The sequence below is a fragment of the Pseudomonas medicaginis genome (genome assembly GCF_965119365.1).
In the GTDB taxonomy this organism is placed as follows: Bacteria; Pseudomonadota; Gammaproteobacteria; order Pseudomonadales; family Pseudomonadaceae; genus Aquipseudomonas.
The window spans coordinates 161,802-186,280 of sequence record NZ_OZ221631.1 but is presented as its reverse complement, the minus strand read 5'-3'; the positions used below and the strand labels follow the sequence as shown (position 1 = coordinate 186,280).

Below are 24,479 nucleotides of genomic sequence, written 5' to 3'. Positions count from 1 at the left end.
ACATATGTACGCCATGGCGGCTCGAACAGCGCGATAGGGTCCGGACTCTTCAATCAGAAACCGGACCCTCCAGATGTCGATTTTCCCCAACGATGAACCGGGCATTGTATCGCCTGGCCCCCAGTCGGACGTGACCGACGCCCAGGCGAAGGATCAACTCAGGCAGTTGGACTTGCTGGACACCCATCAGGTACAGCTGGCCCGTTTGTTCGCCGCCGTCCCCACCTTCGACAAGGTGATTGGAAACCTACTGGTCAGCCTGCTCAAGGCCAGAATTGCCCCACAGAAGTTTCGCGCATCGCTGCTTGCGGACCTGGAGCCGGACCACTGCCATGTGAACCGCTTCACCACGCGCCCGACTGGCGGACGCACCCTGACTTCAACAGAGAGTTTCAGCCAGGTCCTGCGCAGCAGCCTGCTGAGCGACACGGCGCCCATCTTCCCGAACGGCAGCGTCGGTTTTTTCACCCGCCCGGATTCCCTGGAGGACGCCGACAGCGTCTTTGCCGGCTCGCTGGATGGGGCCACGCTGCGGGTCCTGGAAGCGGTCTTTCATGTCCCCCATCCGCCCACGAACGAGCAGGTGAAGCGTCAGTTCCGAGATGAGCTGGCGCGTTTTCGCCAGCGTAAAAACTGGGAGGCGCCGCTGGGCGTGGCGGCCTCGTCCACCACGCAAGCTGCCCTCGCGCAACTGTTGTCCCGACGTTTCCTGCACCTGTTCGACCTGTACAAGGCCGATCGGGATCCTGTCGCACAATCCAGCCAGGGCACGAGAACCCAGCAAAGCGATGAAGACCGCCTGCTGGACCTCATCATCACCCATCCGTCCCAGGCCGACCGGAGCCGTTTGTTGCGCGCTCCCGTGCCCCATGTCTATGCGGTCATGCTCGACAGCGGCGCAGCGCAGTCGCAGAAGTGGCCGGCGGCGATGGTGATCAAGTTTACCGACCGGCCATCGCTGTTCCTGTATTCCCTGGAGCGTGGGCTTCAGCGCTTCGAGGCGTTCCAGGACCTGGCCAGCCGCGTGCGCCCCTTTCTTGACGGCCGGGAGTGCGTGATCCGGGACATTTCCACCGAACTGTCCGGGCATGTCTTCGAGGTGGCGGCGGAGGACCTGCTGCAGATGCAAGGCGCGGCGCTGGAAAAGGTCCTGGACGCGCCCGCGAACGCAACGGTTACGGTGGGCGACTTTGCCCGGCACACCGAAGATGCCCTCGGCCTGCCCCTGTTGTCGATGGCCGGGCCACTGGCGGCCCGTCAGGAAGCCTTGGTTGAGAAGCGGCGGCCCGCTTTCTACAAGACCGCGACCCAGGCCGAGCAGGCCCACTATCGTCGTCTCGAAACCCAGGTGTTCGACGCCGTCTACGCCCTGGGCAGCGATGTGCCGACGCTGGTGCAGTTCACTCGCCAGAAGATCAAGCAGTACCTCCAGCAAACCCTCCACCCGCGCATCGATGTGGACCCGGACCAGACCCTGGTCAGGCTGTTCTATGGCGACAAGGCCAACCCAAGGCAGTCCCGTACCAGCAGCCTGACCCAGTTGATGCTCGACAATCTGCGGGCGCAGCAATATCCAAATGCCATGCGCGAAGTGCTGGCGGTCTACCTGATCGACCGCCACGGCCAGCGCATCCGGCACCCGGACAGTGGTTTCTCGATCACGGTGACCGGGAGCGAACTGGCCAGGATGGCGACGAGCATCGATGCCGGTGGCAATTATGAGCGCCTGCTGCGCGAGCGCATGAATGAACCTCGCTACAAGGCGGCCTGGCAGGCGGCGTACCGGGCCAACCTGGCATTCAAGGGCTACGAGGCGGCGCTCCAGGGCGACGCCGTGTTCAAGGCCCGTGTGATCGATCCGGTCGCCAAGCCCGCCCATCCGCGAAAGCTTTTGGCCCGTTGGCTGGAGGCGATCCTGCAATCTCCCACGGTTGCCGCGCGGCCATGGGTGGGCGGACGCCGGGTTCATGTCTACGGTCTGCTCCTGGGTGGCAGCGTCGATGGGCAGGGCAACATGCCGCGCAATGCCCTGAGCATCGACGGTGCGTTGATCTTTTCAGACCAGGCTGGGCCAGACATCAAGGGCACCGTGGGCGTGTACTTTCCGGACAGCCCCCAGGGCAATGACCTGCATGAGTTCGCCGACCTCAGCGATGGCATTACCGGGCTGCTGCAACAGGAAGAATGGCGCACCTACTTGCGCTCGCGCATTTCCGCCCTCGATCAAGAGGAGATCAAGCGCGCCTTGGGGCAGCACCGCGGTCGGCCCCTGATCCGTGGCGTTTTGATCCGCGACGATTGGCTTGAGAGCTTTCACCGCGCCCACGTCAACTTCCACAGCGCCTACGCGGACCATCGCTCCAACAGCAATCGGGACATCGGCCTGCAAACCACTGCGCGGCTGGTGATGATGGCGGTTGAAATCGTCATGGACCTGGCCGGCCTGCTGTTGATCCCCGGTTTCCAGATGCTGACCCGTGCCGTCAGGACCGGCTTGCTGGTGCTCAAAACCGGTGCCGTGCCCACGAACACGGCGGCGCTGGCGTTTGTCCATACGGTGGCCAACACCCGCAAGACCGTCGGCCTCGGTGGGGTGACTTTCAATGTGCGAGGGGGCTCCTCCTTCCTGGCGGTAACGGCCCGCCAAAACCAGGTTGGCGCGCCGTTTGGCCTGCCCCTCGAAGCCGCGCTCTATCGCCGCTATGCCGTGGCGGATACCACGGTGCTCCGAGGGCTGCCTGCCGATGCCCGGGGCTTCTATCGCCCCACGCTCACCGACAGCGCCACGGGGCGCGCCGCGCGCCGAGTGTATGTGCGGCAACCCGACGGAACGGTATTTCGAGTCCACGACCATACGCCGTTCAATGCCATCGAGGCGACCATCGTCGACCCGGTTTCAGGGCTGAACATCCGTTCCAGTGGCGTGATGAGAAGCACCGTGGCCCGCGCGCCCAATGGCGAGTGGCACGCCGTCGGCTTTGGCCTGGGCGGGGGTAAACGGCCGCCCGGGGGCACGCCGCAACCGGGTCCGTCAGGCCCCAAGCAACCCTCGACAGCGCTTCGCGCCGTGGCCGACCTGATCCGCACGCCGAACGAGTGGGACGTCGAGATCATGGACCTCGTCCCGTCGCTCATTACCCGCCTTCCAAGCTGGCCGCAAAACCGCAGCTTGCTGATCGTCGATCAACGGCGTGGGCACGTGGATTGGTCGATACGCTTTACCCCAGGCCAGGTTGAAAGCGGCTATCCGACGGGCACGCATCCGCTGCGGTCCGACACCGACGTCGTGCTGATCCGCACGGGTGAAAACCACTACACGCTGCGGCTGGCGGGCGACACTGACGTCACGTTCGACCCCGACGGCAATTGCTTCTTCAATGCCGTCGCCCGGGGGTTGAACGAGGGCCAGTCGCCACAAACGTTTTCGATGCAGGGGCTGCGCAATGAAACCGCCGCTTACATCGAACGCCACCCGGAGATGGGCCAGTACCTGGTAGCGCCGCCCACCGGCCTGCAGCAAGCCCTCGCCGACAACGCACGCTCCCTGGAGCACCTGATGGGCAAGGCGGCGGTCTTCGACCTGAGCCAGATTGTCTACGGCACGCACAACCCGCATAACCTGTTTCAACCGCTGGTGAATTTCCTCAACCTGTATGCTGACGACGTGGCGCGTCGAACATTGAACAATGCCTGGAACGCCGTCCTGCCTCCGGAGGTGCTGCGCCACATTGGCAGCTACCTGTCCCCCCGGGCGCCGGGCCGCCCGATATTGAGCAGCGTTCCGTACTACACGCAAACCGATCGGTCCTTGCGGACCTTCTTCGAGGACACGCTGCTGCCACCCATCGAGCGATCGGAAATTGCCGAACTGCTCAACAATGAATACCTCATGTTCTCCCAGGACGTGGTGCACATCATGCTCGAATACGGGATCAAGGCCCGGGAGCTGACCGACCATCACCCCCGCAACAGCCTGGCCTATGTGCGCTACGACGAGGCGCTGCATGGCCACCTCGACGAGACGCAACTCGAAGAGGTGCTCAACGGTGCCTACCTGGTGGATCGCGATGACTTGAAGAAGGCCAAGAGACGGTACGAACAAGAGACCGGCAATGTCATGGATGACGACGCGGAGCTGTTGGAGCAACACATCTATTACGACCGGGCCGATGACCTCGTCGACCTGCTGACCGTGGCTCTCGAGCGATTTCCTGTCTTGCAGGCGCGGGCAACTATTCTTCTCAAGTCCCCGGTGATCGCTTCCAACCTGGGTGGCTTGTTCCCCGTGAACCTGCTTTCGCAATGGATACGCACGCCGAGCATTTCCAACACGCGACTTCAGCTCATCGGCGATTACGTCAGTGGTCGCTATGACGAATTGACGAGGTATGGAGGCATCGATATCAACTGGATGCGGCCGTTCGATGACTGGAACCTGCACAGCCTGTTCGCGCATCGGCAGGCTTTGCTGGACTTCTTCGGCTTCCTCCAGGAGGTCCGGTACATCAAGGACAGTGACCTGTCGGCTGTCGCCAGGTTGTTCAGTGTGCCAGGGCAGCCGCTGTCCAACAGCCGGGTGGCGATCCTGTTCAACCGGCCGAACCTGTGGGTCTCCATACGTTCGATGCGCGGGATCTCGCACGAAAGCGCCAGGACCATCTGGCACGACTTGATCGGGCCGCAGTTCAGCGACGACAACATCCGCTTCGCGCTGGGGCGGCCAGGTTCGCTCGACAGCGAGTCGGCGCTCACCGGCGCCTTGATCGATAGCCTGGTCAACGACGAAGCCCGGGCGCATCGGCTGATCCTGGGTGCCTACGCCATGAGCGACAGGCAAGCCCAGTACTTCCTCTACAACTTCGATTTTTCAGCGAGTGCTGCGGGGCACAGCCGGCTGAATTTCGCCAGTTATGTGAGCGCCCATGGATCCATACCGCAATGGGCCTGGTCGTATGCCAGAGGCGGCGTGACGCCCGAGGTGCTCAAACCATTTCTGGCCACGCGCAAACCGCCTGAGTCCTGATAGGCCTTTTTGAACGATCGCCACCGCGAACGGAGGCGCGGTGGCGATCATTCATCAGGCTGAGCGACACGCCGTCAGGCTGCGCACCTGCCCGGCCTCGCTTTGATTCTCCTCGCTCAACCAGCGCTCGAACCCTGCACCGATCGCCGGCCACTCCGAATCCAGCATCGAATACCACGCGGTGTCGCGGTTCTGCCCCTTGACCACCATGTGCTGGCGAAACACGCCTTCGAACGTGAACCCGAGTCGTTCGGCGGCATATTTGGAGCGAGCGTTGCCGTTGTTGCACTTCCATTCCAGCCGGCGATAACCCAGGGCGAAAGCCTCCTTCGCCAGCAGGTAGACCGCCTCGGTGCTTTTCGGCGAGCGCTGCATCGGCGCGCCGAAGGTCACGTGGCCGATCTCGATGCGGCCCTGGGCCGGTACGATCGACATGAGGCTGAGAATGCCCTGCACATCGCCGCTGGCGCGGTCGATCACGCTGAAGAAATACGGGTCGGTGTTGGCGGCATGATTCTCCAGCCAGGCATCGAACGCCTTGCGCTCGGAAAAGGGACCGTAGGGCAGGTAGTCCCAGAGCTTCGGATCGGCGCCCGGGCCTTCGAGCGCCTGCCACAAACCGTCGGCATGGCGCGCCGGGTCAAGTTTTTCCAGGCGGATGAAACGCCCTTCGATCAGTTGGGTGGACGGCGCCGGGACGCCTTTCCAATCGGTCAGTGAAGTCGACATGCAGTGTTCCTTACAAGGCTTTGCGAAATTGAATGAAGCCGGGGCGTTCGGCGATGCGCTCGTAGAGCTGGATCGCCGTGGCATTGGTTTCATGGGTCAGCCAGTGCACCTTGCAGCAACCGTCTGCCTGGGCGGTGGCGTAGACAAACTCGATGAGCTGGCGACCCACACCGGTGCCACGGCTTTGTTCCGTCACCAGCAGGTCTTGCAGGTAGCAGGAGTTCTCGATGCTCCAGTTCGAACGGTGATAGATAAAGTGCACCAGGCCCACCGCCGTGTCGCCCTGCCAGGCCAGGGCACCATGGGTCGGTTCGCGCTCATCGAGCAAGCGTTGCCAGGTGCTTTGGCTGACCGCCTCCGGCAGTTCGGTGTTGTAGAAGCGCAGGTAGGCATGCCACAACGGCAGCCAGGCGGCGTGATCGTTCGCGTTGACGGGGCGGATATCGAGTTGGCTCATGTTCACTCCTTGGACGATTGTTCAGGCATCAGGTGGGCGAGCGCCCGGTCCTGCGGGTCGGGGCTGGCGGCGAGCCCGTTGCGTACCCCGGCGATATCCACGGGGCTACGGTTCTGGCTGAGCTTGCGCTTGCCCTCCAGTCGTTGGATGGGCAAGGCGAAGCCGACGATGGCCTTGAGCATGCTGTCGATGTACTCGACCGGTGCATCCTCGATCTTCCATGGCTGCTCGCGGCCGGTTTCGTGGCGGTCGGTGAGGGCGCCGACCAGCTTGCGCAGGCGATGCGCGTCGCTGAACACCTCGGCGCTGCCATAGGCGTGTACGGCCACGTAGTTCCAGGTGGGCACGACCTTGCCGTGTTCGGCTTTGCTCGGGTAGAAACCCGGGCTGACGTAGGCGTCGGTCCCGGCGAATATCACCAAGGCCTGCGCGCCGGCTTCGAGGTCGCGCCATTGTGGGTTGGCCCGGGCCATGTGCCCGTAGAGGCTTCCGTTCGGCCCCTGGTGCGGGTCCAGCAACAGCGGCAGGTGGCTGGCCTGCAAGCCCTGCTCGCCGTGGGTGACCAGCAACGCAAGGCGGCACTCGTTGATCATCCCGTGCAATTGGGGCAGGTCTTCGACGGCAAAGGCTTTGGGGTTGTACATGATGATTTTCCTTGGCGAATGCGAGCATCGTAGGCAGGCTATTGGTCTGTTGTAAGAGCCACTTCTGGCCAATTCGATAGGTCCATTCGCGAGGGCTGTCATGCACAACGCCGTACCGCCACTGTCGTTCAACCCCGCAGGCATCGAGCTGGACCGCCGCCAGGGGCTCAGCCGCCAGCTGTACCAAGCGTTGCGCGCCCGGGTGCTGGACGGACGCCTGGCCAGCGGCACGCGCCTGCCGGCCAGCCGTGACCTGGCGGCGGCCTTATCGATTTCGCGCAACAGCGTGGTCCGGGCCTACGATCAGCTGTACGCCGAGGGTTTCATCGAGGGGCGGGTAGGGGATGGCACTTATGTGGCCGAGCTTTCTTCTCTGGTGCCGGGCCGGCCTCATCGCGAGCAGGCTCGCTCCCACAGTGGAACGCGTGCCCCTGTGGGAGCGAGCCTGCTCGCGAAAGGGCCCTTGGGGGAAAACATATCCACAAAAGTATCCACAGGGTTTTCAACAGGCTTACCCACAGCCTTATCCACAGATTGGCTGGATTTGCCTGTGGTTTCATCCAGTAAAGTTATCCACAGTGGTGCGTTGAACCGCGTCGAAAAACACCATTTGCCCTCTCCACCCAGTGGCCCGCCACGGGCGTTCAGGGTCGGTGTGCCGGCTTTCGATCTGTTCCCTTTCGACGTCTGGGCCAAGCTTAATGCGGCTTTCTGGCGCAAACCGGATCTGCAGCAGCTGTGTTATGGCGACGCCCAAGGGGATGCGCGCTTGCGCGGGCTGATCGCCGCTTATTTGCGCAGCTCCCGAGGGCTGCATTGCACCGCTGAGCAAATTGTGATCACCAGTGGCGCACAACAGGGCATCAGCCTTTGTGCACAGCTGCTGGTGGACCCGGGCGACGTCGTCGCGGTGGAAAATCCCGGCTATCGCGCGGCCGGGCATGCGTTTGCCGTTGCCGGTGCCGATGTCAGGGGCGTGCCGGTCGATGGCGATGGCTTGGATTGCTCGGCGCTCGATGCGTTGAGCCATTGTCGGCTGGCCTACGTCACCCCGTCCCACCAATATCCGACCGGGGTGGTCATGAGCCTGCCTCGGCGCCTGGAACTGCTGGCCTGGGCTGAGCGCAACGACGGCTGGGTCGTCGAGGATGACTATGACGGCGAGTACCGCTACAGCGGCGCGCCCCTGGCGCCGTTGGCGGCATTGGACCGCCAGGGGCGGGTACTTTATGTCGGCACGTTCGGCAAAGTGGCGTTCCCGGCCCTGCGCCTTGGCTATCTGGTGTTGCCCGCGGGGCTGGTGGACGCCTTCGCCCGACGTCGCGCGGTGGACGTACGCCACTCCGAAGTCAGCACCCAGGCGGTGATGGCCGAGTTCATGGCCGCGGGGCATTTCCAGCGGCATATCAGGCGGATGCGCCGGGCCGCCCTGGCTCGGCGTGACGCGTTGCTGGCGGGCTGGCCGAAAGCGATTGCAGGTATTGGCGCCATGCCCACGGTGGTGGCCGGGCTGCATGTCACGGTGCCGGTGGACAGCGTTGAACGTGAACGCGAACTGATCGCCAAGGCGACGGCGGCAGGGGTCGAAGTCAATGGTTTGAGCAGCTATTGGTTGCCCAGCACCACCACGCCCATCCGTGGCGGGCTGGTGCTGGGGTTCGCCGCCGTCCCGCCCGCGGCGATTGCGACCGCGTTGGCGAGCCTGGCGCAAGCCTGGAAGCCCTGAGACCTCGGTTCATGACCGCCATGCTGTTCACTCTAAGGAAGGAGCTGAAACTGTGGCGAGGGGATTTATCCCCGCTGGGCTGCGCAGCAGCCCCAACCTAGGCGACTCAATCCACCTGATAAACCGAGTCGCAGGGCTTTAGGGCCGCTTCGCAGCCCAGCGGGGATAAATCCCCTCGCCACAATGAACCGGCACGTCTTGAGTGAACAGCCTTACGGTTCATGACCGGGCTTTTTGGAAGAACACCTCCTTGGCCTGGTCCACGGCAATTTCGCTGCGGTAACGATCAATCAGTTGGCGCTGGCTGAGGGCTTGGCTGGCGTCGGTGGCGATAGTTTCCTGAGCGGCTTGTTCAATGGTTTTCAAGCGCGCCGACAGGAACGCATAGGCGGGCACCCAGTTCGTCGAATAGCGGAAGTCGGCGAACCAGAGTGTCGTGCCGCTTTTCACGTCCTTGATCTCATACCGGTCGAGGTAGCCGTAGGGCGGGGTCTTGATGCGTTGCCGGCTCTTGTGTTTGGTGATGGAAATCTGGTTCCGGTTTTTAAGCCACAGGATGCTGCTCATGGTCGGCGGGCGTTGCTTGATGACATTCAATACGGTGTCGAAACCCAGGACGTACAACGCGCTGGCTTCCCGCTCAAGCTGCGCGCGCAGGCTTTGGGCCGAGCGCCGTTGTGCTTCTGGCAGCTCGAACGTTTCGTTCGAAGCCACGCCTTGGGCCTGATCGAGGGCTTTTTGGATGGCCGCGCTGATTTTCTCCATCCTGCTGGCGTGGGCATTGAGGATCATCCCGATCCCGGCGGGTGTCTTGCCGGGCTGCCTGACGGTGGCTTCCATCTGCGCCTTGAACGCCGTCAGGCCGTTGATCAGGTCCAGGCCCTTGGTGACGCTGACGTCCAGGGACGGGACGGTGGGCGGCATTGCGTCGGATTTGACATGGGGAATCCACTCGCCGGTTTCCTTGCGATGGAACGTGATGATGTTCTCCCCCGAGAACGGGTTCTTCACATCGACCCAATCGGTTTCCTCCATCAACCGGGACAGGCGCGGCTCGCCGCTGACCAGCCCCCAGAAGCGCGCGCGAATGAATTTTTTCCTCGGCCGGGGGCGTTGCTCGTACGGGGAACCGGCGTTGCGCTTATCCCGGCGTTCATCGAGGGCCGCCGCCAAGTGCTGCATCGTGGTTTGCTCCAATGTGGCAATCCCCTTGCGCAAGCGGGCGAGCTGGAGCGACCGCACGCTGCCCTTGTATTCGTTGCCCAGGTAGTTGAGATGTTCGTCGATGGCGGCGAACTGTTCGGCCAGGCTGCCGAAGGCGTCGATGCGCTCGTCGAGCCGGATCACGCTACGCTCATCGATCGCATCGCGCAGGCTCTGGAACGCGACCGTGGCGTTGTCGACGATCTGGTTGATCGCCTCCCAGCCCTCGGGCATCGACTCGACGCTGTCGAGCGTCAGGCACAAGTGCCGGAACATATCCAGCTTGATCAGGCGCAGGTCGGCACTGGTATAGAGCGGCATTTTCTTGCGGTGCCGGTGGATGAATTCGAAGCCTTCGTAGCCGACATTCTTCAATTCGGTGAAGCGCGTCTCCATGTAGTCCAGGCGCTCGATCATGTCGTCGCCGACGCTGACCATGCTTTCGGCCGCATCGATATGCTGTTGCTCCAGCACCTTGACCCCGGAGGTGATCATGCCCTTGGCCTTGCTCATGGCCGGGGCGAACCGTTCCTCAAGGGCCTCCATCTCGGCGAAGGTGAAGTTGATCTGCGCATTCAGGTAGCCGAGCCGTGTGCGAGGGTAGTCGGGCCGGGACTGAAAGAGTGGCCATTCCAGCAGTGTTTTCAGCGCCTGTTCGTAGTTTTCCCGCTGGGCCTTCAGCGTTGCGACATAGGCGTCGCGCTTCACCTCCCTGGCCGTGCCCGACGCCTCGTCCATCTCCACGGCTTGCATGGTCAACAGCTTCTGGTTCTGCGGTTTCCTTTGTTCAAACTCATTGAGCGAAGCCAGCAGGTCGATCCGGCGTCGCTGCGCATCGGCGATGACTTTCTGCCGGATGCCCTTGGACCCGCTGCCACGTACACGCAAGCGCGTGTCGATGTGCCATTTGCCATGGGCATCACTCGTCAACGGAGGGCCCTGGCGCGCGGGATTCTTTGCGTCGACGATGGAGACCAGCTCGCCTTCGACCTGCACCTTGAACCACTTGCCCGCCATTTTTGCGTGCCAGACCCCGTCCTGTTCGTAGAGCCCCTTGAGGGCGCCGTCGGTTCGGAATTGGCCGCGTTCCGCCGGTTCGTCGGTGCTGAAGCTGTCGAGAAACCGTGTGCTGTCCTTCGACGTGCCCATCAACGCGCCGCTTGAGCGGATGGCCTCGTAGTGTTCAGTCGGCAGCGAAGCGCTCGGAAGCGGTGCGAGTCGTTCGATCACCAATTCATGGGGTGGTTTGGGCAGGCTTTCCAGCTCGCTCACCACCTGCGGGGTCTGGAGCGGTCGGGGGCTCCTGGCTGACCTGGCGCGGTCGATGGCATGGGTGATGATCGCCAGCGCAATGTTCAGCAGCAGGTCGGTGAACGCTTCCCACTTGGCCGGCCGGTCGGCCGCGTCCTTGCCCTGGGTGAGCTTGTCAATGTCGTCCAGGATCTGCCAGAGCCAGCCGGCGGTGCCAACGGCGGTTCCCAAATACGGCAGGGCCAGGTTGAACAGCAGCCAACCCGCCCGCTTGAAGGTCTCCCAGCGGTTTTCCCGGTTGGACACCGATTGACGATCAGCCAGCTCGACCAGGGCGTTGGCATTGGCCTTGAACAACTGCGGCAGGAAATTCGTCCCCAGGGTCTTGTCGGTCAAGCTGACGGGACCGCTGTTGGCTAAGGAGCTCAAGGGGGCGGCCACGAATGCCACGATGCTCCAGGGGGAGGGCAAAAGGTCTGGGAAGACAAACCGGCCGTAATCGTCCCGCACCCCATCGGGCAACCAGGCCAGCACCGATTGGCGTAACGAAGGGGTTTGCCGGATGGCATACAACAGGTTGCTGAAGGAGGGGTACTGGCTCAACTGTGGTTCCAGCAAGGGGCGATACAGCAGGCAGGGGCCGGCGCTGGAATCCTCGGGGCCGATGATGAACATGTTGCTTACCGCATCTTGCGCGTCACCCAGTTGCAGTTCCGGCACGAAGGCCAGTTGCCGCAGGACGATGGTTTTGCCGTCCACCTTGCGATCAGCTGGCGCAGGTTCCATCAGCGCGGCGACGTAGCGGTAGCCCGTATCGTCCAGGTGACCCTGGCCGCGAATCTTGCATTCCAGCGCCAGCATCGGCAGCTGGATGCGCAACTGAGAGGTGTACAACTGTTCGCGGCGGCTCGATTCGGCCGGATCGTCGAGCAGTGTCTGCCTGATCAGCTCGGGGTAGACACGACCGATATCGGCCTGGGTGATGAGGTTCTCGATGTAGTCGACGGTGATCCATTCAGGCAGCGGCGTGTCGTCCCGGAACTTGACGGTCTTGTCGCCAAGGGGGAGGGCGATCAGGTTCTGCAGGGCCAACTCGACGAGGCTGAAGCGGGTGGTCTCGATCTGGCCGGGCACCACGAAGCTCCCCCAGATCACCGGGCTGCGAACTTCGATTTCGATGGCTGCCAGGTCGAGCGTCGAGGCGTCGGCGTGGTCCGCGACCATCTGCTTTTTCAGCAGGCTCAACGTGAAGTCCTTGAGCGACGCGATCCCGTCCAGGTAGGTCTTGCCGGCATGCACCTGGTTCAGGATCGACAGGTTCTTCATGTGCTGGGCAAACAGGATCTGATCGGACGGCGAGGCGTCCAGCAGCCAATGGGGCATCTGCTTCTGGAACCAGGCCACGAGCGCATCCTCGTCGCCTTCTTCACCGCTGGCAGGGGGCTCGTAGGTCGCCCAGGTCTGCGGGGAGGAGCCGATGATCTTGACCTGCTCGGCAATCATCCCGCAGGCCTTGTGATCGAAAATATTGCCTTCGGGCTCGTACAGCCGCCACTGGACCTTGCGGTAGGCGGCCGTCCCGAAATGGGCGGGCAGGGATTGGCCCAGGGCCTGCTGTGAATCGAATGTCTGGTAACCGTTGGCGATCGAGTACTTGAGGATGACCTCCTTCTTGTCGACGGTGCCGATCAGCACGACGATCGAATTGTCACTCAGGCGCTTTACCTCGGGACCGTCGACGTTGTCGATGTCGATCAGGTAGGCGTGGGTGTCGTATGGGTCCTTCTCCTTGCGATCCTTGCGGTCGGGGTAATGGAACAATTGCCGGGCCATGTCGCACTCGGTGGCCGTCCAACCCTTGATACGTCCAACGTTCCAGGCTTGGCGCAACGCGTTGGAGAGTTGGTGCCAGCGGGGGCCGGACTCGCCGAGTGAGGCGTTCCAATAGGCCAGTTGCTGCTCCTGGCAGGCCGTCAGCATGGCCGGCATCAGTTCATTGAGCAGGTGCCCGATCTGATCGATTCGCACCGGCAAATGCACAGTGGGGGTCGTAAGCGGTAGCTGGGTCAGGAAATGCAGGCCTTCGATCAGCAGTATCGAATCGCCTTTTTCGTTCACCAACCCGGCCAGCATTTCGCTGAGGGTTTCGTAGCGCGTGGGTCGTCGCACGATTTCGTCATCGACAATGTCCCAGTCCGGCTCGCCCACCACGGTGTTGTGCGGATCGAGGTTCAGCGTGGGATAGAGCTTCTTGAGGCCATCGCGCAGCAGGATCGATGCGACCTCCGGATACGTGGGCCCGGCGAGCAACTGATTCAGGATTGCGTCCTTGGCATCGGCCCTGGGCATCGTGGTGGTGGCAGTGGGTGTCATCTGAGTCTCCCTGTCTCGCGACGTATGGAATGGCGAAGCCGAGCGCTTCGGGATTGCCATGCTAGCGGCGCGAAAAACAGGGAAGGTGGTAACTATGTATGGGGCGTGGGAGGTGACGGGGATAGCGCCTGTGGGAGCGAGCTTGCTCGCGAAAGCGGTGTATCAGGCGCCGGTGATGTTGAATGTGCCGGCGTCTTCGCGAGCAAGCCCGCTCCCACAGGTTCTCTGTTTAGCTTGATAAACTCACTGACCGGACTTGATCCGCGTCCAGGCCCGCGTCCGCGCCCGTTCGGCATCCCTGGGCAGTGGTTGCAAGGTGTAGAGCGTGGCCATGGCCGCTGCGGTCGGGTACAGGTTGGGGTTGCCGCGGATCGCGGGATCGACCATTTCCGTGGCGTCCTTGTTCGGGTTCGGGTAGCCGACAAAGTCGCTGACCGGGGCGATCACCTGCGGTTGCAGCAGATAGTTGATGAAGGTGTAGGCATCCTCCGGGTTCTTCGCGCCTTTGGGGATGGCGAGCATGTCGAACCAGATCGGCGCGCCTTCCTTGGGCAGGCGCATGTCCACCGTCACGCCGTTCTTGGCTTCCTTGGCGCGGTTGGCCGCCTGGGAAAAGCTGCCGGAGTAACCCACTGCGACGCAAATGTCGCCGTTGGCGATGTCGGCCATGTACTTGGACGAGTGGAAATAGGTGATGTACGGACGGATCTTCATCAACAGTGCTTCAGCCTTGGCATAGTCCGCCGGCTTCTTGCTGTTGGGGTCCAGGCCCAGGTGCTGCAGGGCCAGGGGCAGGATTTCCGATGGCGAATCGAGCAGCGCGACGCCGCACTGCTTGAGCTTGCTGATGTTCTCTTCCTTGAAGATCAGGTCCCAACTGTCCACCGGCGCGCTGTCACCCAGGGCGGCCTTGACCTTGTCCGGGTTGAAGCCGATCAGGATGGTGCCGTACATGTAGGGCACGGCGAATTGGTTGCCCGGATCGTTGGCTTCGATCAACTTCATCAGCTTGGGGTCGAGGTGGTTCCAGTTCGGCAGCTTGCTGCGGTCCAGGGGCTGGAACACCCCGGCTTCGATCTGCTTGGCCAGGAACACATTGGACGGCACCACCACGTCGTAGCCGGAGTTGCCCGTCAGCAGCTTGGCCTCCAGGGCTTCGTTGGTGTCGAAGATGTCGTAGACCAGTTTCACTTGGCTGTTCTGCGCCTTGAAATCGTCCAGGGCCTTGGGCGTGATGTAGTCGAACCAGTTGTAGACGCGCAAGGTGCGCTCCTCGGCCTGGGCCGCGCCGCAAAGCAGCGCGGCGCACAGGGCCGGCGCCATAAAACGCTTGAATCTGTTCATGCTGTGATTCCTCATGGGGCGTTTTGGAAACCTTCAAGGACGTTCACGGCATTGATGCCGATTTCTGCCACCGCGTAGCCGCCTTCCATCACGAACAAGGTCGGTTTGCCGAGCGCCGCGATGCGCTTGCCCATCGCCAGGTAGTCCGGGCTGTCGAGCTTGAATTGCGAGATCGGGTCGTCCTTGAACGTGTCCACACCCAGGGACACGACAATCACGTCGGCGTCGTAGCCTCGGATCTGCCCGCAGGCCTGCTCCAGCGCCGCGCTCCAGGTGTCCCAGCCTGAGCCGGCCGGCAAAGGATAGTTGAAGTTGAAACCCTCACCGTCGCCCTCGCCATGCTCGTCGGCATACCCCAGGAAAAACGGAAACTCCGCCTCCGGATGGCCGTGGATCGAGGCGAACAACACGTCGCTGCGCTCATAGAAAATCGACTGGGTGCCATTGCCGTGGTGGTAATCCACATCCAGGATCGCGACCTTCTTATGGCCCTGGTCGAGAAAGGCCTGGGCGGCGATGGCGGCGTTGTTGAGGTAGCAATAACCGCCCATCAAGTCGCCGGCAGCGTGGTGCCCCGGCGGGCGGCACAACGCAAAGGCACTGCGGGCGCCGCGCTGGATGTCTGCCTGGGCGGTGAGGGCGACTTGCGCGGCGCTGTAGGCTGCCTGCCAAGTACCGGCGGTAATCGGCGCGCCGCCGTCGAAACTGTAATAACCCAACTGGCCGTGCAGGCTCGTGGGGATGACCGAGCGCAGGGTTCGCGCCGGCCAGGTGAACGGCAACAGATCGCCGTCGCGGTTGTACTTGGCCCAGCGGTCCCAGGCGCCTTTGAAAAACTCCAGATACGCCGCGCTGTGGATGCGTTGGATCGGCCCCAGGCCAAAATCCTGCGGCGCCTCCACCGGCCCCAGCGCTCGCGCCTTGACCCGCTCCAACACATGGTCGGCCCGCGAAGGCATCTCGAAACAGGGCATCAACTGCCCGTCCATCAACTCGCAGCGGCCGTGATGCAAGTGGTGATCGTCGGAATAGATCGTCAGCATTTATTGTTCTCCGCAAGGCTGTTCCCGTTAGCTGACAGTCTTGCGGGATGCGGTATTGGAGAGAACGGCAGGAGCGGCCAAAAGGGGATCGAAATGGCCAAAAGGTTTGACCGTAAATGGCTCTTTGTTGGCGCGCCAAGGAGAGGTCAAGCACCATCCCTGCGGTGAGGGGATTTATCCCCGTTGGGCTGCGAAGCAGCCCCAGACAGTCAACATGGTCTGTCTGGCTGCTTAACTGACAGGCATTCACCGCTCCAGCATTCGTCCCCAATGCACCCTCTCGACGCGGATCATCAAGACCAGACGGGAGAGCAACGTGTCTGAAACTACCCAGCGGGTTATTGCCCTGGGGGTGGGCACCATCGCCTTAAGCGATGGCATCAGGAAGATGTTGCCCGGACCCGGCCAAGTCACCTTCTGAACTCCGGGACTAGGGGGCTATGTGGCCCCCGGATAAGGACTCTCAGGCACCCGCTGTTACTGGGCTCGTGTGCCCCTGGGCAAAGCGAGTCGCCGATGTTTGTAGCAATAACACAATGGACAAGGTAATCATCAGAAACGGTATCAGCCACGCGCTCTCGATCAATGCCAGCTGCAGGCTCAGGATTAACAGCAAGACCGGCGTTGCGAGGGCGTTCGCCCGGCTAACACACGCACCAACGGCAGCCTCGCTGTAGCGGTAGGCAATCGCTGCTCGGATATGCACCCGCGCACCGCCAAAGGCCATGCCAAGGATCAGCAGGCTTAGAGCCTTGAGCACTAGGGTATCGGGCACAATAAACCATACCGCTGCGGAAATGACGGCCAGCCCGATCAGCCCCGAGAGAAATACCGATAGATTGCGACTGGTATTACTCAGAATGATCAGTACTCCCACCAACGCCATCCCCATGCCAAACACGGCATCCAGCACACCAAGCTCAAATAGCGCCCAGCCATGGCTCGACACATACACTGGAAGCATGAAGTTGAAGGCACCGAGGATTGGCCAGATCAGCACCATTGGCACAAACAGGGTGAGCGGAAGCTTGGCTGGCGCAACTGTCTCGCTGGCCTCTTGTGCCACCACCGAGCGACCATGGCGGATGTAACAAATCGCTGAGACCAGCAGGAATCCAGCGCCCAGAAAAATAAAGAACCCCATGCCCGGCAGGATCGGCATCAAACCGGCTGCCAACAACGGCCCAATCATCAGGGCTGCTTGACCGGTTGCAGTTGTGGCACCGCTGATTCGCCTGACAGAGGCTTCATCCATACCGCGCTGAACCTGGGTGAACCACATATCCAAGCTGGCTTCGAGCAGCATGAAAACCAGCCAGACAAAAAGGTTGGCGGCTAGCAATGCAAGGGTGATGTCCCGGCTTGCCCCTACCACCAGGCTGAGACCAGCCAGACAAAACGTAAACCAGCTGCTCATTTTTCGGCCGTTCATTCGCGCCGACAGCCGCTTGATAACCACCGGTGTGATGAAGGCTGGAAGGAAGGAGCAAAAAATCGCCAATGCCAAAGGCAAATAACCACCTTCGTTCTGGTTGAGGATGGTCCACGTCAGGGAGACCACCAGTGCCCCGGAACATAGGCGGTAAGCGGTTGAGCAGACTAAAAAAATAGCCAATTCTTTTGAAAAATGCTTCATGAAGATTTCCCTATCGTAAGCGTTTCGGCATTGTTAAGACGCTTTGAAAGTTGAACTTTGCAACTGCATCAACGAGCAAGCATGCGTTCCAAAATGACAAACGAAACGCACTTGTTTTGGGCGCTTTGGTCGAGTTGGCATTGAAGTGGTGCATCGCTCTTGTGGCAAATTCTAAACCCGAGCAAGGTCGTGTCATCTGTGTATGACGGTCTTGTTAAACAACTGCTCAATGCTATGTCGTAGGTTGAACAAGATGACGCCGCAGAAGACCAAGCCTATCGATAGAATGACGGTTCCATTTATCGGGTAGCTAAAGAACAGGTAGGAAATGATTATGGCGAAAAATGGAACCAGCAAGCCAATGGGGGCCACGGTGGATCCGGAATATTTTCTGATATTGTAGTTCCATATCCAGTACCCCATCAGAGTAGTCACGTAAGACTGTGAGACCAGCGACACTATGACTTTGTAGCTTATCGCATCCCTCAGGCTATAGAATGCGTCGGCACCTTCAAAGTACAAGGCAAGAATAAAGAGGATGGGAAGGCTGAATAACAAACTCCAAATCATGAATGGCAGCAGGTCTTTAGGTTTGTATTTTTGAATGATGAACGTACACAAACTAAAGCAAAACGCTGCGAGCAAGCAGATAGCGACGCCCAACGGGCCTGAACCTTGATTGTTCTTGATTAGCATCAAGAAAAGACCAGAGAGTGATATCGCGAGGGCGATGATGCTGATGTGGGAAGCTCTTTCCTTAAAGGCAATCAGGCCAATGATAAATGTAATGAATGCGCTGAGCTGAATGATGAGGGATACAGTGCCGGGGGAGGTGCCTGTATAGATGGCAATGTTGGCGCACCCCCATATTCCGCCCCCGAACAATATTCCATATGCGGCGAGTACATAAGCTGGAATCTTGGGTCTTGGCATGAAAAATACAAACGGGAAGACGCAAAGCGAAAACCTGATGAATGTCATCACGAAGGGTTTTATTTGCTCAAGCCCTACTTTGATTAAGGCGAAGTTTCCTCCCCAGATCAGCGCCACAAGCAATAAAAATGCGTAATCATGTGGGGCAATTCTTTTAGAGCTGTTCATTGGTCAGAATCCACTCTTTAGCATGTCATCATACACATTGCGAAAAGGCGATATTTTGGTGATTTCCTGCAAACACTCATCGAAAATCTGTTGTCCCATGGGCGTCAACACACCGTCCCGCTTGATCTGAGCGGCAGTCGCGAAAAATCTCTTCTCAGCCACCCGCCCTTTCTCAAGCGCCTCCTCTGCTAGTTTTGCAGGCGCTATTTTTCCCAAGCCAGACATCGCTAGCGCAATTCTAGCCAGTACGAAAAGTGCGTGGAATATACCTAGCATGGGACGTGCATCAGGCCTGAACGGCGCTGTGTATAGTTCGCTCTCAGGATTCAAAACAAACTTGTCATCTGTGCTTTTTAAAAACAGCCTTAAATGGGCGGCCTCATGGACTACCTGTTGTGCGTAATAGATGGGACTATGGACTTCATCGGCCCATATCAAAACCAGCCCTAATAAATTGTAACTGCTGGCCGATCTGATATGGTATTCATCGCCAGGGCCAGTCAAGACTATTTCATCTATTAAGATTTCAGCCTCGTTGTATAGGTCTATCGACTGGGCCTTAAGAAGTTCTATTCCTGCAATTAATTTGGCTTTCTCGATCTCGGCAACATCGGCGCCGATGAAACCAATGCTGATTTTACCAGACGCCTCTTCTCTTATTTCATCGACCACCAAGTCAATTTCTTCTTTTCGGTTGTTTTCAGAGAATCCAGAAACCCTGAATCCTTCCGACCCTTGCCTTTCATTTTGCTTGGCTTCTTGAAAAAAATGTAAGCCTGAATCCGCATCATTGGCTTGCAAGCTTTTGATGCACTTATTGTAGAATGCGAAAGACTTCCAAGGCAGCTTGGTCACAGAGTCGGATTTTTGATAGTCATCATTAAAGATGCTTGCCAAGTAGGTCATCGACTCTTTGTATTGATTGAGCAATGCGTAGGAATCTTGGCGATACTCTTCATTTGTGATTAAGATGCTCAATTGATCCTCCTTGAAACGGACTCTCCATAAAAAGAAGGACCGCCATAGCGATATGGCAGTCCTTCTAATAAATCACCGCCGAAATTTATTCGCCGATAGATTTGTTTACGCTCGACAGCGCAACCATTGCAGTCAGGCTCAGTGCGGATTGAGATACGATCAGTTTGGACATATCGAGTTTCATAAAAAGCTCCATTTTTTTGAAAGATTATGCCGTTCGCATTTCATTGCAAGGCAGAGCGAAACTAACATAGCCATTTTGATAAATGACACTGTTATTTTCTTGCTCTATATACTCATTTGCTATATTGGATCCAATTTGCTGGAATATAGAGGGTCGCTTGGCCTTCGAAGACATGAAGAGGGGACAATGATGAAAAGGGGATTATTGGCTGGAAATAAATTTGTCCCCTTATTTAGTGCAAGTATTCGGCGGATGGAAATTATTGGGTAAGGCCCACCAAGGCCAGGGCGACCTACCGGCAGCCCGCCAAGGCTGGGAACAAGGCCTTGAAGCCGCCCGAGCCCACCGCTCCCCGAATACCAATCAACCAAGCCGCCCACACACAAACCCTGTGGCGAGGGGATTTATCCCCGCTAGGCTGCGAAGCAGCCTCAAAACCCCAGCTCATGAGCGATCCCAATTCACGTATTGACATATCGAAAAATCTCGATATCCTCGCCACATGGACCTACTCGAAATATTCAAAGCCCTCTCAAACCCGACACGTCTCCAAATCCTGAAAGGTTTGAAGGATCCGGCAAAGAACTTCCCCCCGCAGGATGAGGGTGACGTTCATACGGTCGGCGTCTGCGTCAGCAGTATCCAGGAAGGGATCGGCCTGTCGCAGTCAACGGTGTCCGGTTATCTGGCGACGTTGCAACGGGTGGGTCTGGTCGAAGTCAGGCGCATCGGCCAGTGGACCTATTACAAACGCAATGAAGCAACCATCAGTGCTCTCGCCGAGATCATTGGGAAAGACCTATAGCGTTTTTTTACCGCATGATATCGAGATATCTCGATATCCCTTTTTATCGATGCGAGGATTTACTATGAAAGCGATGATGCTTAAATAATTCGGCGGTCCTGAATCGTTCGAACTCCGCGACGTGCCCAAGCCCGTGCCGCAAGCGGGGCAAGTCCTGGTCCGCGTACACGCCACTTCTATCAACCCGCTGGATTACCAGGTTCGACGCGGCGACTATCCCGACCTGGTGCCACTGCCGGCCATCACCGGCCACGACGTCTCCGGCGTGGTCGAAGCCGTCGGGCCCGGTGTGACCTCCTTCGCGCCTGGAGACGAAGTCTGGTACACCCCGCAAATATTTGAAGGGGCAGGCAGCTATGCCGAGTACCACGTCGCGGCCGAAAGCATTGTCGGGAAGAAACCGCCCGAGCTGAGCCATCTTGAGGCCGCAAGCTTGACCCTGGTGGGCGGGACGGTGTGGGAAGCACTGGTGGTGCGCGCGGCGCTCAGGGTCGGGGAGAGCATTCTTGTCCACGGCGGCGCTGGAGGCGTCGGGCATGTCGCGATCCAAGTGGCGAAAGCCATGGGCGCCCGGGTGTTCACCACCGTGCGCGAAGCGAACGCTGAGTTCGCCCGCAACTTGGGTGCCGACGTGATCATCGACTACGAGAAAGAAGATTATGTCGACGCCGTCCTCCGGGAAACCGCTGGCCGCGGCGTGGATGTCGTGTTCGATACCATCGGTGGCAACACACTGTCACGCAGCCCTGACGTGCTCGCCCAACTGGGCCGCGTCGTCTCGATCGTGGACATCGCCCAGCCACAAAACCTCGTCCAGGCCTGGGGCAAGAACGCGAGCTATCACTTCGTGTTCACCCGGCAAAACCGCGGCAAGCTCGATGAGCTGAGCACATTGATAGCCCGCGGTCAGCTGCGCCCCCATGTCGGCGCCGTCTATTCGCTGGCCGACATTCCCCTGGCCCATGCCCGGCTGGAAAGCCCCAACAACGGCCTTCGAGGCAAAATCGCCATTGCCGTCGAGCCATCGCTCATTCCGTAAGTACGGACTTTTAGCCAATTTAGAGGTGCATCATGGTTTATGAAATCGCTGTGCTTCCTGTTCACAAAGAACGCATTGAAACGTTCCGCCGCGCATTTGCCGAGGTCGCTCCATTGCTCACCAGGGCCAAGGGTTACGGCGGCCACCTTTTAGCGCAAGGGATCGAAACCCCCGAGCAGTTCAACCTGATCGTGCGATGGCAATCACTGGAAGACCACACACCGGGCTTCGAAGCGAGCGAAGACCATCGGTTGTTCATGATGGGGTTGGAGGAATATTTTTCGGAGGAGCCGAGGGTCTGGCATGTTGAGGGGGCGGTTTTTGAGACCAGCGCGGGTGCTGCTGGCGCCTTGTGGCCTTGAAAGCAAAGCCCGTGGCGAGGGAGCTTGCTCGCGATAGTGGTAGACCAGCCAAGCCCGTTGTCGACTGACCTGCCCCAAACGCCAGCAAGTTTTGCTCCCACAGGTTTGTGGCTTAACTGACCGGCATTCCCCCGTTCGCTCGATCCAGCAAGCTGAAATGATTTGTAGTAGAAAAGGGGGCGGATTTATTTTCTGAAAATAGATTCGTCCCCTTATCCCGTCCCCTTATCCAAAATCCTCCTTGAGCAAACCCGGCTAGGCACGCTCCCCCGCTATAGTCGACTCTATCGCCGACCGCCCCCAGGAGCCTCTCCCAGTGTCCGAAACGCCGACCCACCTCGCCTACACCAAACGTTTCAACGCCGTCCTTGCCTACATCGATGCCAATCTCGAAGGTGACCTGTCGGTGATAACGTTGAGCCGTGTGGCGAACTTTTCGGCTTTTCACTTCCACCGACAATTCACCGCGTTCGTTGGCGTGCCGGTGTCACGTTATGTGCAGCTAATGCGACTGCGACGCGCGGCACACAGCTTGGCGTCTCTCGTGGATTATTCGGTATTGGACGCCGCGCTTTGTGCCGGTTTTGAAAGCCCGGAGGCCTTTTCCAGGGCGTTCAGGCGGGCGTTCGGTATGGCGCCGAGTACGTTCAGGAAGGCACCGAACTGGCAGACCTGGAATGCGGTGTTCGCAATCCCTCACTTTTCCAGGACGATCATCATGCAACTACAAATCGTGGAGTTCCCTGAAACCAAGGTCGCCGCGCTTGAGCACTGCGGGCCCGCTGGGCTCGTCAATCAGACGACGAACCGGTTTATCGAGTGGCGCAAGCAGAGCAGGCAGTCACCAGTGGCGTCGAGTCGTACGTTTGGGATCCCGTATAACAACCCCGATACCACCGCTCCAGAAGACTTTCGCTTCGCCATCTGTGGCGAGATTCACGAGGCGGTGGCGCCGAACGGGTTTGGCGTGCACGAGCGTGTCATTCCTGCTGGTCGTTGCGTCGTGGTGCGGCACGTGGGGTCGCCGGATCATATCGGCGAAACGATCTATCCGATTTATCGCGATTGGCTGCCTGCCAGTGGAGAAGAGCTTCGTGACCATCCGCTGTTCTTCCATTACCTGAGCGTCTACCCAGAGACACCGCAGGATCAGTGGCAGACGGATGTGTATGTTCCGCTGCAGTAGCGGAGCTTCGTTATTGCCTCGGTCAGTAAGGTAGCTGTAACGTCGATCCTCAGCTAGCGAGGATATGTCATTGAACGACTCTGAACATCTGAAGGACCTGTGCACCCGTTTCAACTCTGGAGAACATCTGGAGTTCACTTTTTTCTGGGGACACCAGCGCAGCAAAACCGGCGTCACGGCTTCGTGCTTCAGCCAATGGTTCGAGGCCGACTTCACTGTCGACGGTCAGTATTACCCGACAGCCGAGCACTTCATGATGGCTGAGAAAGCAGCCCTGTTCGACGATCAGGAAATCCGTACGCAGGTGCTCCACGCGCCTACTCCTAATGCCGCCAAAGCACTTGGCCGCAACGTGCGCGGATTCAATGACAAGATTTGGCTGCAACACCGCTACGACATCGTCGTCCTAGCGAACCAAGCCAAGTTCTCTCAGAATCCGCCGTTGCACGAATACCTTCTACAAACCGGTTCGCGCGTTATTGTCGAAGCCAGTCCGGTTGATAACATCTGGGGGATAGGGCTCGCGCAGGACAACGCGGATGCGAACAATCCGAATCTGTGGAAAGGCTTGAATCTGCTGGGATTTGCGCTGATGCAGGTGCGGGACGGGGCTAGCATGCCGGCCCAGAGGTAATGTTCTGACCTTACGCATGGAAATCGAAAAAGGGATGGATTTATCTATGCGCCCGGGGACAGGTCGTCGGTTCACATAGAAATAAATCTGACCCTTTTTCTTCTGTTAATCACGCAGCGGTTTTGTCGGAACCTGGCCTTTTCGCGACGACGTTACGTAAGGCTCTTCCCCAATACGCGATAGAAACTGCCTGGTCTGGCGATTGGATCGCAGACAGACGACACGACATGTCGATGGGGCCGTTGCCGCGAGCTGCTTCATCTTGGCACGCGCCGATTTACGGGTAGTCCACATGAAGTTGAAAAATTCCGGGAGTTTCCCTAGCTGCTCTGGGCAATCCTCTGGAAGGTCGGGGCGAGGGCGGCCTCGCTGGATCAAAGTCCTGAGAAGTACACGCCAAAACCGAAGCACCGGTGATCGATCAATCCATATTAAGAGATCGGCTCTGGCAATCCGGTTGTCCCAGGTGGCTGAATGACCACCCTCGAAAATCCACTGATCGCGAGCCTCGACCTCGCGACAAAGGCGAGTCTTCTCATCTGCGTTTCGCTCGATCCACCCCGGTTGCCAATGGATCGTGTCGATATGGATAACCGGAAGACCGGTGTGTTTGCCCATCTCCCGAGCCAGCGTGCTTTTTCCTGACCCTGGTTGGCCGACAATCATGACACGCTGCATAGGAGCTCCTGCTCTTTTAACGTCCTGATAATACTGGGCAGCGTGATCATCAACCAGCCACTTTCATCAAGTAGAAAGAGCAA

The 24,479-nt window shown here is 59.4% G+C and carries 17 protein-coding genes and 1 pseudogene; 8 read left to right on the top strand and 10 right to left on the bottom strand.

The annotated features are described in order from the left end of the window. Positions 1–73 precede the first annotated feature (73 nt). Entirely contained in the window at positions 74–5,023 is a 4,950-nt protein-coding gene (locus ACMTA2_RS00855) for a dermonecrotic toxin domain-containing protein (RefSeq protein WP_413793324.1), read from the top strand. A gap of 54 nt (positions 5,024–5,077) precedes the next feature. Here the strand turns inward: ACMTA2_RS00855 and ACMTA2_RS00850 are convergent, their stop codons facing one another. From ACMTA2_RS00850 to ACMTA2_RS00840, 3 genes are read right to left on the bottom strand one after another with little or no spacing between them, the layout of a single operon-like run. Continuing rightward, entirely contained in the window at positions 5,078–5,752 is a 675-nt protein-coding gene (locus ACMTA2_RS00850) for a GNAT family N-acetyltransferase (RefSeq protein WP_413793323.1), read from the bottom strand. 10 nt (positions 5,753–5,762) lie between these two features. Then, positions 5,763–6,209 (bottom strand): GNAT family N-acetyltransferase, encoded by a 447-nt coding sequence (locus ACMTA2_RS00845; protein ID WP_413793322.1) that lies wholly within the window; start codon positions 6,207–6,209, stop codon positions 5,763–5,765. 2 nt (positions 6,210–6,211) lie between these two features. Then, positions 6,212–6,853 (bottom strand): FMN-binding negative transcriptional regulator, encoded by a 642-nt coding sequence (locus tag ACMTA2_RS00840; RefSeq protein ID WP_413793321.1) that lies wholly within the window; start codon positions 6,851–6,853, stop codon positions 6,212–6,214. Positions 6,854–6,953: 100 nt separating this feature from the next. On the opposite strand from ACMTA2_RS00840, the gene pdxR reads away from it, so the two are divergent. Beyond that, positions 6,954–8,579 carry a MocR-like pyridoxine biosynthesis transcription factor PdxR gene (pdxR, locus tag ACMTA2_RS00835; protein ID WP_413793320.1) on the top strand — a complete coding sequence of 542 codons (1,626 nt, stop codon included), beginning with the start codon at positions 6,954–6,956 and terminating at the stop codon, positions 8,577–8,579. 219 nt (positions 8,580–8,798) lie between these two features. On the opposite strand, the gene ACMTA2_RS00830 is transcribed toward pdxR, so the two are convergent. From ACMTA2_RS00830 to ACMTA2_RS00805, 6 genes are all read right to left on the bottom strand, one after another. After that, positions 8,799–13,406, bottom strand: coding sequence for a dermonecrotic toxin domain-containing protein (locus ACMTA2_RS00830; protein WP_413793319.1), 4,608 nt, complete (start codon positions 13,404–13,406; stop codon positions 8,799–8,801). Positions 13,407–13,649: 243 nt separating this feature from the next. Next, positions 13,650–14,750: a polyamine ABC transporter substrate-binding protein gene (locus ACMTA2_RS00825; RefSeq protein ID WP_413793318.1), complete on the bottom strand. Its 1,101-nt coding sequence runs from the start codon at positions 14,748–14,750 to the stop codon at positions 13,650–13,652. Between the two features lie 11 nt (positions 14,751–14,761). After that, entirely contained in the window at positions 14,762–15,793 is a 1,032-nt protein-coding gene (locus ACMTA2_RS00820; protein WP_413793317.1) for a histone deacetylase family protein, read from the bottom strand. A 463-nt stretch (positions 15,794–16,256) separates the two neighbouring features. Continuing rightward, positions 16,257–17,429, bottom strand: a complete 1,173-nt coding sequence (locus ACMTA2_RS00815) for an MFS transporter (RefSeq protein ID WP_413793316.1) — start codon at positions 17,427–17,429, stop codon at positions 16,257–16,259. A gap of 192 nt (positions 17,430–17,621) precedes the next feature. Beyond that, on the bottom strand, positions 17,622–18,530 hold the full coding sequence (locus tag ACMTA2_RS00810; RefSeq protein WP_413793315.1) for a DMT family transporter: 909 nt from the start codon (positions 18,528–18,530) through the stop codon (positions 17,622–17,624). Positions 18,531–18,533: 3 nt separating this feature from the next. Further along, positions 18,534–19,508, bottom strand: a complete 975-nt coding sequence (locus ACMTA2_RS00805; protein ID WP_413793314.1) for an aKG-HExxH-type peptide beta-hydroxylase — start codon at positions 19,506–19,508, stop codon at positions 18,534–18,536. 437 nt (positions 19,509–19,945) lie between these two features. On the opposite strand from ACMTA2_RS00805, the pseudogene ACMTA2_RS00800 reads away from it, so the two are divergent. The 6 genes and pseudogenes from ACMTA2_RS00800 to ybiA form a co-directional block, all read left to right on the top strand. Next, positions 19,946–20,164 (top strand): annotated as a pseudogene (locus ACMTA2_RS00800) (hypothetical protein); the annotation flags it as partial. A gap of 30 nt (positions 20,165–20,194) precedes the next feature. Next, positions 20,195–20,497: an ArsR/SmtB family transcription factor gene (locus ACMTA2_RS00795; RefSeq protein ID WP_003177098.1), complete on the top strand. Its 303-nt coding sequence runs from the start codon at positions 20,195–20,197 to the stop codon at positions 20,495–20,497. Positions 20,498–20,618: 121 nt separating this feature from the next. After that, positions 20,619–21,536 (top strand): zinc-dependent alcohol dehydrogenase family protein, encoded by a 918-nt coding sequence (locus ACMTA2_RS00790; protein ID WP_413793313.1) that lies wholly within the window; start codon positions 20,619–20,621, stop codon positions 21,534–21,536. 32 nt (positions 21,537–21,568) lie between these two features. Then, entirely contained in the window at positions 21,569–21,898 is a 330-nt protein-coding gene (locus ACMTA2_RS00785) for an antibiotic biosynthesis monooxygenase family protein (RefSeq protein WP_413793312.1), read from the top strand. Positions 21,899–22,214: 316 nt separating this feature from the next. Then, entirely contained in the window at positions 22,215–23,084 is an 870-nt protein-coding gene (locus ACMTA2_RS00780) for an AraC family transcriptional regulator (RefSeq protein ID WP_413793311.1), read from the top strand. Between the two features lie 70 nt (positions 23,085–23,154). Beyond that, the gene (gene ybiA / locus ACMTA2_RS00775; protein ID WP_413793310.1) at positions 23,155–23,718 is read left to right on the top strand and encodes a riboflavin biosynthesis intermediates N-glycosidase; all 564 of its coding nucleotides are present in this window, start codon (positions 23,155–23,157) and stop codon (positions 23,716–23,718) included. A 105-nt stretch (positions 23,719–23,823) separates the two neighbouring features. Here ybiA and ACMTA2_RS00770 read toward each other — a convergent pair whose 3' ends face one another. After that, positions 23,824–24,396, bottom strand: coding sequence for a P-loop NTPase family protein (locus ACMTA2_RS00770; RefSeq protein ID WP_413793309.1), 573 nt, complete (start codon positions 24,394–24,396; stop codon positions 23,824–23,826). Positions 24,397–24,479 lie beyond the last annotated feature (83 nt).

Coding starts and splice junctions, on each gene's coding strand:
- ACMTA2_RS00825 (WP_413793318.1), bottom strand. CDS start 14,750: ATGAACAGATTCAAGCGTTTTATGGCGCCGGCCCTGTGCGCCGCGCTG.
- ACMTA2_RS00785 (WP_413793312.1), top strand. CDS start 21,569: ATGGTTTATGAAATCGCTGTGCTTCCTGTTCACAAAGAACGCATTGAA.
- ACMTA2_RS00820 (WP_413793317.1), bottom strand. CDS start 15,793: ATGCTGACGATCTATTCCGACGATCACCACTTGCATCACGGCCGCTGC.
- ACMTA2_RS00770 (WP_413793309.1), bottom strand. CDS start 24,396: ATGCAGCGTGTCATGATTGTCGGCCAACCAGGGTCAGGAAAAAGCACG.
- ACMTA2_RS00840 (WP_413793321.1), bottom strand. CDS start 6,853: ATGTACAACCCCAAAGCCTTTGCCGTCGAAGACCTGCCCCAATTGCAC.
- ACMTA2_RS00850 (WP_413793323.1), bottom strand. CDS start 5,752: ATGTCGACTTCACTGACCGATTGGAAAGGCGTCCCGGCGCCGTCCACC.
- ACMTA2_RS00810 (WP_413793315.1), bottom strand. CDS start 18,530: ATGAACAGCTCTAAAAGAATTGCCCCACATGATTACGCATTTTTATTG.
- pdxR (WP_413793320.1), top strand. CDS start 6,954: ATGCACAACGCCGTACCGCCACTGTCGTTCAACCCCGCAGGCATCGAG.
- ACMTA2_RS00855 (WP_413793324.1), top strand. CDS start 74: ATGTCGATTTTCCCCAACGATGAACCGGGCATTGTATCGCCTGGCCCC.
- ACMTA2_RS00830 (WP_413793319.1), bottom strand. CDS start 13,406: ATGACACCCACTGCCACCACCACGATGCCCAGGGCCGATGCCAAGGAC.
- ACMTA2_RS00815 (WP_413793316.1), bottom strand. CDS start 17,429: ATGAAGCATTTTTCAAAAGAATTGGCTATTTTTTTAGTCTGCTCAACC.
- ACMTA2_RS00795 (WP_003177098.1), top strand. CDS start 20,195: ATGGACCTACTCGAAATATTCAAAGCCCTCTCAAACCCGACACGTCTC.
- ACMTA2_RS00845 (WP_413793322.1), bottom strand. CDS start 6,209: ATGAGCCAACTCGATATCCGCCCCGTCAACGCGAACGATCACGCCGCC.